Below are 12945 nucleotides of genomic sequence, written 5' to 3'. Positions count from 1 at the left end.
CAGATATTTGCAAATAATTTATAGCATAATATACTATGAATCAGATGAATATTAGGCTTTTAAGGGTGGACTATTTATAAATACCAAACCATAAGTTTTAAGTCTTTGGTTATTTGTGGACTTTATCTTTTATTTCTTAAATCGTGAAGTATCAACCTCGTCATAATCCTTATGGGTAAAGCTACCAAATTTATAGGAAAATGTGATACCCCAATTTCTAAATGCAGTAAAATCCATTTTCAATTTTTGGTTTCTATAATGTATCTCCGGATTAATGGACGAAGTTTCGAAAATATCATTGCAATATATCTTTAACATACATTTCTTTTGCCAGAACTGATAAACAACATTTGCATCTACACTGCCAGAAGCCGGCAAATCATATATGGCTTGTATTGCTTTCGTCCGTATTACTCCATTTAAATTGACAAATAACTTATTCGGAATAACAATAAATGTATTTCTTAGATTGAATCGCGCCCATAGTTTATTACGATTAAATGGTATATCATAAAATTGGGTGCATTTTTCTTTTTGCCAAGCTATCATAATGTCAAAATTTGAGGAATATTTAGTCCCTATATTTAAAGGTGCTGATAATTGGAAGCCCAACTGTTGTTGATAATTAAAATTTAGGCTTTTATATATTACTTTTAACTCATCAGGCATTTGATAAGGAATCTGCTTAAAATAGTCGTCAACATAATTATACCAAACATTAAGATTGTATTTTTTACGAAAGAGGTACAATAAGTTAATGTTATATTCTCTTGAAGGTTTTAGAGCAGGATTGCCTACTATGAGATCATACCCACCATTAGTATAGTCGGTAAAATTCTTAACCTCCCAATAATTAGGGAATACACTTTGACTGCTAAAACCCAATTGAACAAAATGAGGACTTTTGGGAGCATACGTCATTATAACAGAAGGATACATACACCATTTATTCCAACTTGGATTATGATAATACTCTGCCGCTAAGGATAAATTTATTGTAAACATTTTAGATATATTGTAATCTGTGCCCACAAAAATATTCACTATATCCTCGTTAGCAAGGAAAGAATCATTCACAGGGAAGTTTTCTGTATTATTTCCAGTGGAGGAGTAATATTGATTACTGTGATCTCTACTCAATGTGTAATATGCACCAAAGTTTAGTGAAAGAGCCTCTGATAATTGGTTATTTTTCACAACATCAAACTCCACACGATTTATTTTTTGTCTTTCTTCACTTGAAAAGTTGAGGATACGATTAGGCAAGGTACTATTTAACAACTGACTTGATGGTAAATTGTAATATGTATATTCAGTGGCAAGGCTTAGACCGCAAGGCAGGGCATAGCTTAAACTGAAATTATGCAGTGTGCTTTCTGTCTTGTTGAATATTTTTGACTCTATATTTCCTGAAATGTTATTTTCTCCATTTAATCTCTTGAAACTTCCATTATAGGCAAAAGATAAGTAATGATAGTCGCTCCAATTATAGTCAATGCCAAATCGTATTGAGTTTTCTGTATATTTGCTTAACAATGACGATTTTGTGTTGATGTTATAAATATTTCCGTCACTTAATTGATGGATTGCCTCTTCTCTTTCCTTGGAGAATCTCTTGCCTTTATCAAATTTATAGATTAAATTAGCCGAAAACTTACCTTTGTTGTAATTTAATACTATTTGATCATTAAATTTTGCATAATGGCTTTGATTATATGAAGTTATTATATTACCTTGTATATTGTTATGAGCATGATTAAGTAAAATATTTATGACAGCCCCTCTCACCAAGTATTTTGCCGGAGCCGTATATATTACTTCTGTAGACTTAATCTGATCGGCAGGGATAGACTTGAGCAGTGTGTTTAACTGATCGGCATCTATCGTTAATTTTTTCCCATTCAACATGACTGTCACGCTCTTGCCTGAGAGGGATAACACACCATTATGATCATTTACGGCTGGTAGCAACCTAATTGCGTCGTATGCATTGTCAATGCCTTTATTTTCGATTAACTTAGAGATATTATAGATTAGTTTTGTCCCATCTGTCTTCACAATTGGGCGTTGACCTTTAACCATCACTTCGGGCAATGTGCGGATAATGCTGTCCACCATTAATGAGCCATTGTCAATTTGTGCATGTGCAGACAGTGCTAATAGTAACATAATAAAAAATGTAGAACTCTTTTTCATATTCATAGGTTCATGGATTTGAGTTGTTTGGTTACAAATACTATTGTTATTGGTCGCAAATGTAAATAATTAAAATCAAACTTCCAAATTTTTATATAACTTTTTTCTTTCTTTTTATTTCCTTGTTTTTCTCGTGATGTCCCGATATCAAAATTTACTTCTATTATACGTGTAACTTTGCTGCTTGATAACAATTTATTCACTCAATAACAAATGATTATGGAATCGAACAACAATGACAACTATGTTCTGGTATTGGAAGACCGCACGGAAGTGAAGAGCGAGAATGAAGCAGGAAAGCTCTCAGTAGTTTCAGGTATTGATGACAAAGGCAAACTCCAAACCACGGAAGCCCAAGATGTGCATCAAGCGGCCTTCTTGAAGTTCAACAACAAGGACGGCTTGCTGAAAAACTTCATGACCAATTTCCTCAAACAGTTCAACGAGCCAACTCGGTTTGGGCTCTACAAGGTAGTGGCTAACAATGTGGAGCAAGGCGTGGCATCACTACACTCGATGCTGCAAAATCGAGAGAAGCCAGAGAACAAGCAGCAGTTGGCAGACAGTCAGGTGCGCTTTGAGGACTTTCTGCCCAAGCAGAAGAATGCCACTGCCATTGACGAATCGAAGATTGATTGGAAGCAACTTGACAGCCTTGGACTTACCCGTGAGCGGTTGGAACAAAGCGGAGAGTTGGCAAAAATGCTCAACTGGCAGAAGAGCAATCTTATAACGATTGCCATACCTTTTGGTGACACCACCATCTACACCGATGCCCGTTTGGCATTTCGTACCGATAGCGATGGCAACATCGGTTTGGCAGTTCATCCACTCCGCAAAGAGCCACAGCTCGATTTCCCTTATATGGGACACAAGTTCTCGCCCGAAGAGAAAGAACAACTCCTTGTAACGGGCAATCTTGGCAAGACCATTGAGATTACGCCCAAGAATAGAGAGCCATTTGCTGCCTATGTCTCTATTGACCCACAGACCAACGAACTCATCGCCCTTCGTGCCGACCGTGTGGCTATCCCAAAGGAAATCAAAGGCGTTACGCTTTCCGATGCACAGTATAAAGACCTTGTAGAAGGCAAAGCTGTGAAAGTGGAAGGAATGACCGCCAAGAGCGGTAAGTCCTTTGATGCCACCCTGCAAGTCAATGCCGAGAAGAAAGGCATCGAGTTTATCTTCGATGGCAAGCAAGGATTGAAAGAGCGACAGCAGCACACGCAGCAACAAGGCGCACCACATAAACTCTGCGGTTTGGAACTGAGCGAAAAACAGCGTGAAGCCTTGGACAGCGGTCGCACGCTCTATCTGAAGAATATGGTGGACAAGGAAGGGCAATCCTTCAATGCCTACGTCAAGATGGACAAGGAACAGAACCGCCCCCGCTTTTACAAGTGGAATCCTGACAAGAAGCAGGAGACCGGCAAGGAAAAGGTGGTAGCCGTAGCCGAAGACCTACCCATCCGTCCAAATCCTTTCAGGCTTGCAGAGGTCTCATACCATAATTAGCTAACATTCTGCCATAATAAAGCCCTAACATTTTCAAGTTAGGGCTTTAAACCAAGAAGAAGTTTTTCTTATCTTAGTTGCTTCTTTAATAATATTGGTATCTCTTTAGTTTCCTTAGCCACAGGCACTCCTACAGCTTCAAATGCTGCTATTTTTTCTTTAGCCGTACCTGACCCGCTTGATATAATAGCACCTGCATGCCCCATTTGTTTTCCAGGAGGAGCTTGCTGACCAGATATAAAGACTGCAACAGGCTTTGTTACATGTTCTTTAATAAATTTAGCAGCACGTTCTTCTGCATCACCACCTATTTCACCAATAAGCGCAATGGAATCTGTTTCAGGGTCGTCTTGGAACATCTGAAGAAGATCTTCAAAGTAAAGCCCTACTACAGGGTCGCCACCTACACCAATAGCTGATGACAATCCTAAACCTTCCTGAGTAAGATTATAAACTACCTCGTAAGTAAGCGTACCACTACGACTAATAACACCTGTATGCCCCTTCTTAAAAATATTAGCAGGCATAATACCTACCATACTTTCATCTGGAGAAATAAGCCCTGGGCAATTAGGACCTATAACCTTAACTCCACGTAATTTAGCATAACGCTGTGCTGCTACTGCATCTAAAGTAGGTACACCCTCTGTTATACAAACAACAAGTTCTATACCACCATCGATGGCTTCAAACATTGCATCTTTAGCAAATGCAGCAGGAACAAATATTATAGAAGTATTCGCTCTTGTTGCTTTTACGGCTTCTTTTACAGTATTAAAAACAGGTATGTCATTAACCTTTTGTCCTCCTTTTCCAGGAGAAGTTCCACCTACAACATTAGTACCATATTCTTTCATCTTGGTAGCATGAAAACTTCCATCTCTACCTGTTATACCTTGCACTATTAATCGTGTATTCTTATTTATTAAAATACTCATAGCTTCGATTATTTTTAATGTTACTTACTAAGCTCTACTGCTTTATGACCAGCATCTGCCATACTTTTACCTACTGTAAAATGGGTACCTTCTAATAAAGCTCTACCCTCTTTCTCATTTGTACCAGTAAGACGAATAACTATAGGAATATCTGTTTGAATAATTTTAAAAGCTTCTAACAAACCTTTTGCTACATCATCACAACGAGTAATACCACCAAAAATATTGATAAGGACTACCTTCACATGCTTATCACTAAGCAATAATTTCATTGCTTCTACTATCTTTTCTGGATTAGAACTACCACCAATATCTAAGAAGTTAGCAGGCTCTCCACCGTAAAGCTTTATCATATCCATTGTAGCCATAGCAAGACCTGCGCCATTAACCATGCAACCTATATTACCACCAAGATTAACATAACTAAATCCTTTTTCCTTAGCAGCACGCTCTTTTTTCTCTTCTTCTGTTGGTTCAAACAGCTCTGCTACATCAGAATGACGGAAAAGAGCATTATCATCAAAGGTCATTTTAGCATCAATCGCTTTTAAAGTACCATCATTTAACTTTACAAGTGGATTAATTTCTGCCAATGATGCATCTTTATCTACAAAGAGCCTATATAAATTTTTAAATAACGGAACCGCTTGTTTTACTTGTTCCATGTTATCAAATAGCTTAAAAGCAGCCTCGCGAGCTACATAATCACTCAAACCAACCAATGGATCAATAACAATTTTAGCTATCTTCTCTGGTGTATCTTTAGCTACCTGTTCTATGTCCATGCCTCCAGAACGACTAAGCATTAAAATAGGACACTTTGTTGTACGATCAACTAATATACTTGTATAATATTCTGCAGAAATATCTACAGCTTCACCCACAAGAATCTTCTCAACGGTATACCCCTTGATATTCATTCCTAAAATAGCAGTAGCATGTTCCCTAACTTCTTTTTCATTTGAACATAGCTTTACACCTCCTGCCTTACCACGTCCGCCAATATGTACTTGCGCTTTAACAACAACCTTTTTAACACATAGTTGTTTATAAGCAGCTACAGCTTCATCAGGAGTTTTACACAAAATACTCCTTTCAACTGGTAATCCATAATCAGCAAAAATTTTTTTTGCTTGAAATTCATGTACCTTCATAGGCCTTTATTTTTTATGTTAAAAGTATATCTAAATCTAATAGTCTTTTGCATCTCTATTTCCTTTAAGGACTGCTATTGCATTTTCAGTTAAAGCAAGCATTTCATCTTGACCTGGATATATATATATAGGTGCAAGATATGATAAACGCTTCTTAAATATATCCATCATATAAGTGCTACGTGCTATACCTCCTGTAAATATAACAGCATCTATATTCCCACAGAGTACAGCTCCCTCAGCAGCCACACTTTTAGCAATATGATAAGCCATGGCTTTAAATATCAGCTCTGCATGCTTATCACCACATTTTATACGTCTTTCTATTTCTAAACAATTATTTGTTCCAAGATGCGCTGTAAGACCAGCTTTACTAGAAATATAAGTAATTAGCTCCTGTTCTGTAAATTTCCCAGAATAACATAAATGTATTAGATCTGCTACTGGCAAACTACCTGTACGCTCTGGCGAAAAAGGACCTTCTCCATTTAATGCATTATTAGCATCTACCGCCTTACCTCTCTCGTGAGCAGCAATAGAAATACCACCACCTAAATGACATACTATAAGGTTAAGTTCCTCGTATCGTTTACCTATGTCATTTGCAAAACGACGAGCAATGGCTTTCTGATTAAGTGCATGCCAGATACAAACTCGCGAAATAAGTGGTGTTCCAGATATGTGAGCCTCTGGAAGCATTTCGTCTACAACGCCAGGATCAGCAATAAAACAATTACAACAACCTACTTCCTTACCTATTTCATATGCAATAGCACAACCTAAATCACAAGCATGCTGATGAAAAGCCGTAAGTTGGGCATTAATCATTTCTGTAGTAACTTTATACACACCACTTTCTACAGCTTTTGCTAACCCTCCTCTTCCTATTATAGCATCAAACTTAAATGGTATCCCTTTCTCTTTTAACTTTTCCAAGATTACTTCCTTACGATAATTCAACTGATCGCTAATTCGCGCAAAAGATTTTAATTCTTCCTGTGTATGAACAATATCTTCTACAAGAATAAACTTATCATCATTAGATACAGAAATCTTAGTTGATGTAGACCCTGGATTAATTGCAAGAATCTTATATCCCATGCTTATCAGATATTAAAGTAGCTAATGCTAAACTATTAAGCTTAGTTGTTATCGAATCTCCTCTACTTGTAAGTATTATAGGTACTAACGGACCTTGCAAAATAGCAGCTGTTTCAGCTTTAGAGAAAAGTGTTATCGTCTTATAAAAGATATTACCCGCTTCTATATTTGGCATAATTAATGCGTTTGCCTCACCATTTATAGGTGATTTAATAAGTTTATATTGTAGTGCTTCTAACGAACAAGATGTCTTTAGATCGAGTGGGCCATCTATAATACAGCTACCAAACTCACCCTTTTGACATTTTTCCTTTAATATAACATAGTGTTCAGTATATGGGAAATGACGTTTATCTACCTTTTCAGAGCAATGAATCAACGATATCTTAGGCTCTTTAATTTGAAACTTATGACATATCTCTACAACATATTTAATCTGCTGCTCACGTTGTTTATCTGTTGGGAATGGAATTACAGCAGAATCAGTAAATACTAAAAGCCTTTTATAATTTGGTATTTCTGCTACAGTTATATGTGTCATTACAGTTTCTTTAGGCAAGATGCCATTCTCTTTATCTAAAATAGCTTTTAATAAAATATCAGTAGAAACAAACCCTTTCATAATAGCTTCTGCTTCTCCTATTTTTACTAAGTCAACTGCCTTTCGTGCAGCTTTGATAGGATCGATTTCCACATAACATTTAAATAAATTATTTGTAGAAAACTTATTCGCGACAGATTGAGAACATATTAGAATAGGATCTATAAACCCTTTCTTTACCGCTAATATAACAGCCTCTTGAGTATGCTTTTCTTCAGGCCATACTATGGCTATGCGCTTTTTTATATTCCTTTTTAGAAGTAGGTTTATAAGTTCTTTAAAACTAACAATCTCTTCAGATGTATTAAACATTATATTTTATGTATTAGCAAGTTAGTATTTTCAGAAACAAAGATACAAATTAGTTTTGTAATTCGTATTTTGATATAGAAAAATTATTAATAAATTTGTTTTTTACACAGACATAATGTATTTTTGCTCCACAAAAAAAGATCATGAAGAAGATATTTCTCTTTGCTTACATATTAACAAGTGTTGTTTTTGTCTTTGCCCAACAACACAAAAGTTTAAACATACCACCAAATGCTTTATTTTATGACATCAATGGGTATGGCGTTACTCATGCTACACAAGCAGCTTACTATCGCCTTACAGGAAGAAACGATGCTGGCAAAAAAGTTTTTTATGATTATTACATTACAGGTCAGCTCAAGGCAGAAAAACAATATATTACTATTGATAAAATAAATGATAGAAAAACTATACTCGACGGTATTTGTCGTACATTCTTTAAATCGGGCAGAGTAGAATCTATTATGCAATATAAAAAAGGAATTGCACATGGAAGAGCTGTTTCTTTTTATCCTACTGGCAAGGTTAGTATGAAACTTAATTATGAAAACGGAGTGTTAAACGGTAACGTCTTTATTTATAATAAAAATGGTAATATAGAAAATACCACTAAGTGGTATAAAGGTAGAATGATAGATAGTAAAAATGGAGGAGAAGATTCTTACATTAATAAAACCACAAAAATTGATTTATTTTGTAATCGTTATAAAGCTGATGAACCTTTAATCATGAAACAAGCCAAATCTATTACAACAAAACAAAATAACTTTTCTCATTTAAAAGAGCCTCAACGCTCTGTTAATAAAAACGTTATACCACATAATAATAAAGCTAAACCATTTTCTTTCTCATATCTTTATAACCTCATTTCTAATACACAATATCAAACTAATAGCTTTCAAGTATATGATAATATTGCACTAAGTTATAATCTTAACATAGCTCAAGTTATAAAAGGTTTTGGTTCTCAAAAAGAATTAATATATCACTATAACATGGACTATGATGAAAATAAAGGAGTAGATAGAATTACTGGTAACTATCCAAGGCAAATAGGATTTTATGGAACGTTTACTAACAACCAACTAACCATTCAACGAATAAACCTATTCACATGGTCAAAAGAAGAAATGCTATGTTTTGCTAATGATGCTATAAAGGAAGGCTATCATGTTTTAGGGGGAGATAATTATCTAATGTTAGATGGTAATTTCGTATTAGAACCTAAAAGGATTAATAAAAACAGCGGAACAAACCATATCGTTATTAGCTTTATACACAAAAGTAATCTGTATGCTGGATTATATCATATACAAATGGACTTAAAATAATAAAAAACAAACAAACGTTTATTTGCTGTTTAAACAATTTTTAAATTAAAAGAATAATATTTAATCCTCATTTTTTAGTACCTTTGCCATATAAAATCATTATGATGTGGTTATTACATTAATGCTACCACACTTTTATAGAGTCAATTTATTTTGAAAAATGAAAGCTTTAAAGAAAATTTTTAATTGGTATTTTTCTGCAAATGCCTTGCCTTATTGGGTCATACTTATAATAGATGGTATAATATGTTACCTTTCTGGGCTTATAGTTTTTTGGTTATCTTACCGCGGCAATTTTATAAGCCTAACAAATTTCAAAAGTATTTCGTGCTCTATAATTATTTATATGATATTTGTCCTTATAGGTATTAGAGCTTTTAAAACCTATTCTGGTATAGTAAGATATTCTTCTTTTGTAGATATTCGTAGAGTCTTCTTTGCTATATTACTATCTTTAATAATTGCTGAAGCTATGCATTATGTCATTTATAATTGGCGTTTTGCTGGTATAGAATTTTATCCAATGAATGGCAAGCAAATATTTGTAATGTATATACTTGCTATGATTGGCATGATATTATTTCGTGTTTTAGTAAAATCATTTTATGATACTATATATTCTAATAAAAATGGTATTCGTACACTTATCTATGGAATGAATAGCGGAGGTATAGGGTTAGCTAAAAATATTCGTGATGAGAGGCCACGACGTTTCATCTTAAAAGGTTTTATTTCTCATGACGACAAAATGAAAGGTCATGTTCTAATGGGAGAAAAAGTTTTTATTTACAATAAAAACTTTTCTAATATCATTAAAGAACTTAATATTCAAGCTGTACTTGTTTCACCTCTTCAAAATGATAGGTTTCGCAATGATGTAGCTCTACAAGATATTCTTCTGAATTTAGGTGTAAAGATTTACATGAGTTCAGACACACGTATATGGACTCCTGATGACGACTATTCTAATATAGATTTAAAAGAAATCAACATAGAAGACTTATTGCCTCGTACCCAAATTCAAGTAGACATGAACGCTATAGGTGCTTTGCTTAATGGCAAAAATATTATTATAACAGGATCAGCTGGTAGCATAGGGTCTGAAATGATACGCCAAATAGCAGTTTATAAACCTGCTAAACTTATATTAATAGACCAAGCAGAAACGCCTCAACATGATATACGGTTAATGATGCGCAATGATTATCCTGACATTGCAGCAGAAACTATAGTAACAAGTATTACTAACGAAGAGCGTATGGATAATATTTTTGCCAAGTATAAGCCACACTATCTTTTTCATGCAGCAGCCTACAAACATGTCCCTATGATGGAGGATAACCCATCTGAAAGCATATTAAATAATGTTCGTGGAACAAAAATCATAGCAGACCTTAGTGTTAAGTATGGTGTTAAAAAGTTTGTAATGATTTCTACTGATAAAGCTGTAAATCCTACTAATGTTATGGGCTGCTCTAAGCGTATTTGTGAAATTTATTGCCAAAGTCTTAATCAATACATTAATAAAAGCAAGGATAAAGAAAGTGCTACTCAATTTGTAACTACCCGCTTTGGCAATGTATTAGGCTCAAATGGTTCTGTTATTCCATTATTTGAGAAACAAATAAAAGAAGGCGGTCCTGTCACAGTTACAGATCCTAATATTATACGTTTCTTTATGTTAATTCCAGAGGCTTGCAAACTTGTATTAGAAGCTGGAGTACATGGTAAAGGAGGAGAGATATTTGTATTTGATATGGGTAAGCCTGTTAAAATATCAGATTTGGCAAAACGAATGATAAACCTTTCAGGAGCTAAAAACATAAAAATAGAATACACAGGATTACGCGCTGGTGAAAAGCTATACGAGGAGGTTTTAAGTTCTACAGAAAACACATTGCCAAGTTTCCATAACAAAATTCGTATTGCAAAGGTACGCGAATATAGTTTTGCTGAAGTTGAGAAAGATATTAACGATTTAATTTCTATTGCTCATACTTATGATGATATGGCTATTGTAGCAAAGATGAAAGCTATAGTACCAGAATATATTAGTAAAAATAGTGTTTATTCTTCGCTCGACATTCCCTCTTCTGATATTAAAGCATAAATAAAATAATTTGCCATAAGCAGCCTTATATCTTATAAGCACTACTTATGGCAATTATTTTTATCTACGTTTTTTATATATATTATAATATTAATGATATAAAATACAAATAAAAACGTTCACTTATTTTATTATAGATTGTAATCGAGCTATATACTTACCTAAAATGTCAAACTCTATATTTACAATAGTACCTACACTAATATATTTAAAATTAGTATTTTCTTTTGTATAAGGAATAATAGCTACAGTAAAAGTATTATCCGTAGGCTGACATACAGTAAGAGAAACTCCATTAACCGTTACAGAACCTTTATCAACGGTAAAATAACCACGCGCAGCCATAGCTTTATTAAAAGGATATTCAAATGTATAATAAGTACTACCATTAGCATCTTTTATTTCAACACACGTAGCAGTTTCATCAACATGACCTTGAACTATATGTCCATCGAGCCTACCATTCATAATCATTGAACGTTCTACATTTACGCTATCTCCTACTTTTAATAAGCCTAAATTTGAGCGTTCTATTGTTTCCCTCATTGCTGTAACGGTATAGCACTCTCCTTCAATACACACTACCGTAAGGCATACACCATTATGAGAAATGCTTTGATCAATGCCTAACTCATTAACAAAAGAACAAGTAAGAGTAAGATGTATATTTTCTTTTTCATGTTTAATGGCAACTATAGTGGCCATTTCTTCTATAATACCTGAAAACATAGTATAAAAAATTGTTTAGAAATATGTATAGTATAATTAAAACAAAATGTAAAAAGGAAAAAGAGCCGCATCGATGATATGATGAAAAGTCCGAGTATCAATGATAAGAGAGCTTCTTGCCTTTGTAATCCACTGGTCTTACGACTTTATCATTTCATGATATTTGTGGCCCGCCATTAACAAAAGAAGTCATCTCGGGTTTTTCTAATTTATTTGAAGACTATCCCAATCTATCGATACGACCCGTATTTTAATCCTTCAACAGTGCAAAGATAATGTTTTTTTTATGAAGTCTGATTTTTTTTAAGTACTTTTGTCTCACAATAACATAAAATTTTATGATACAGAAATATATTTTACTCACTGTGCTTGGGATAGCACTCTTTTCGCTTACAGGTTGCAAAAAAGAAAAGCATACACATGACATTATTACAAAGATAGCTCCAAAACCTAAACTACCAAAAGGTCCTATTGAGCTACAAGGCTTTACTTATACTAAAAAGATAGATTGGCTTGGTACGCAATACATCATTACCATTATTCGCAAAGCTGATAAAGGATTACCTTTAGCTTATGATGAAGACGGTAAAAAATATTACGATAATAAGATTATAATAAACATAAAGCGTGAAGATGGTACAAAGTTTTACCAAAAAGAATTTACAAAGAAAGATTTTATCCAATTTTCTAATGAGCAATATGGTAAAAATGGAGCTTTGTTAGGTTTTATGTTCGACAGTGTATATCTTAAAACTTTACGCTTCGGAGCCAGCATTGGCTCGCCTGCTCCATCGAGCGATGAATATATTCCTATTGATATCGTAATAGATAACTTAGGACATCTATCCATGACAAAAGCACAAACATTAGATACAGACGGCGATCAACAGAAGGATAAAAATAATAGTAAAGCTACTGAAAAAGCCAAAGACACAGAAGAAGATGGCGTGTAAAA

At 34.3% G+C, this 12945-nt stretch carries 9 protein-coding genes and 1 pseudogene; 4 read left to right on the top strand and 6 right to left on the bottom strand.

What is annotated here, in order from left to right; all coding sequences use genetic code 11:
* Positions 1-129: 129 nt before the first annotated feature.
* A complete protein-coding gene (locus tag AC1DCD_RS06170) occupies positions 130-2202 on the bottom strand; it encodes an outer membrane beta-barrel protein (protein WP_050773468.1) in 2073 nt (690 codons plus the stop codon).
* Between the two features lie 213 nt (positions 2203-2415).
* On the opposite strand from AC1DCD_RS06170, the pseudogene AC1DCD_RS06165 reads away from it, so the two are divergent.
* Positions 2416-3660 (top strand): annotated as a pseudogene (locus AC1DCD_RS06165) (DUF3945 domain-containing protein); the annotation flags it as partial.
* Positions 3661-3782: 122 nt separating this feature from the next.
* On the opposite strand, the gene sucD reads toward AC1DCD_RS06165, so the two are convergent.
* From sucD to AC1DCD_RS06145, 4 genes are read right to left on the bottom strand one after another with little or no spacing between them, the layout of a single operon-like run.
* Positions 3783-4652, bottom strand: a complete 870-nt coding sequence (gene sucD, locus AC1DCD_RS06160; RefSeq protein ID WP_353585631.1) for a succinate--CoA ligase subunit alpha — start codon at positions 4650-4652, stop codon at positions 3783-3785.
* 20 nt (positions 4653-4672) lie between these two features.
* Positions 4673-5806 carry an ADP-forming succinate--CoA ligase subunit beta gene (gene sucC / locus AC1DCD_RS06155; protein WP_464640868.1) on the bottom strand — a complete coding sequence of 378 codons (1134 nt, stop codon included), beginning with the start codon at positions 5804-5806 and terminating at the stop codon, positions 4673-4675.
* A gap of 36 nt (positions 5807-5842) precedes the next feature.
* Positions 5843-6907: a butyrate kinase gene (gene buk, locus AC1DCD_RS06150; RefSeq protein ID WP_464640866.1), complete on the bottom strand. Its 1065-nt coding sequence runs from the start codon at positions 6905-6907 to the stop codon at positions 5843-5845.
* Positions 6897-7820, bottom strand: coding sequence for a phosphate acyltransferase (locus AC1DCD_RS06145; RefSeq protein ID WP_464640864.1), 924 nt, complete (start codon positions 7818-7820; stop codon positions 6897-6899). Before AC1DCD_RS06145 ends, buk begins: the two co-directional genes overlap by 11 nt.
* A 143-nt stretch (positions 7821-7963) precedes the next feature.
* Between AC1DCD_RS06145 and AC1DCD_RS06140 the strand changes: the two genes are divergently transcribed.
* A complete protein-coding gene (locus tag AC1DCD_RS06140) occupies positions 7964-9151 on the top strand; it encodes a toxin-antitoxin system YwqK family antitoxin (RefSeq protein WP_464640862.1) in 1188 nt (395 codons plus the stop codon).
* 160 nt (positions 9152-9311) lie between these two features.
* A complete protein-coding gene (locus AC1DCD_RS06135) occupies positions 9312-11261 on the top strand; it encodes a polysaccharide biosynthesis protein (protein WP_464640860.1) in 1950 nt (649 codons plus the stop codon).
* A gap of 123 nt (positions 11262-11384) precedes the next feature.
* On the opposite strand, the gene AC1DCD_RS06130 is transcribed toward AC1DCD_RS06135, so the two are convergent.
* A complete protein-coding gene (locus tag AC1DCD_RS06130) occupies positions 11385-11990 on the bottom strand; it encodes a riboflavin synthase (protein ID WP_036855594.1) in 606 nt (201 codons plus the stop codon).
* A 338-nt stretch (positions 11991-12328) separates the two neighbouring features.
* Between AC1DCD_RS06130 and AC1DCD_RS06125 the strand changes: the two genes are divergently transcribed.
* Positions 12329-12943, top strand: coding sequence for a DUF4738 domain-containing protein (locus AC1DCD_RS06125; RefSeq protein WP_019036368.1), 615 nt, complete (start codon positions 12329-12331; stop codon positions 12941-12943).
* Positions 12944-12945 lie beyond the last annotated feature (2 nt).

Source organism: Prevotella sp. C0209C1, from assembly GCF_056583855.1.
Note: the sequence above shows the minus strand (reverse complement) of the source record. Positions and strands in the feature narration are given on the sequence as shown.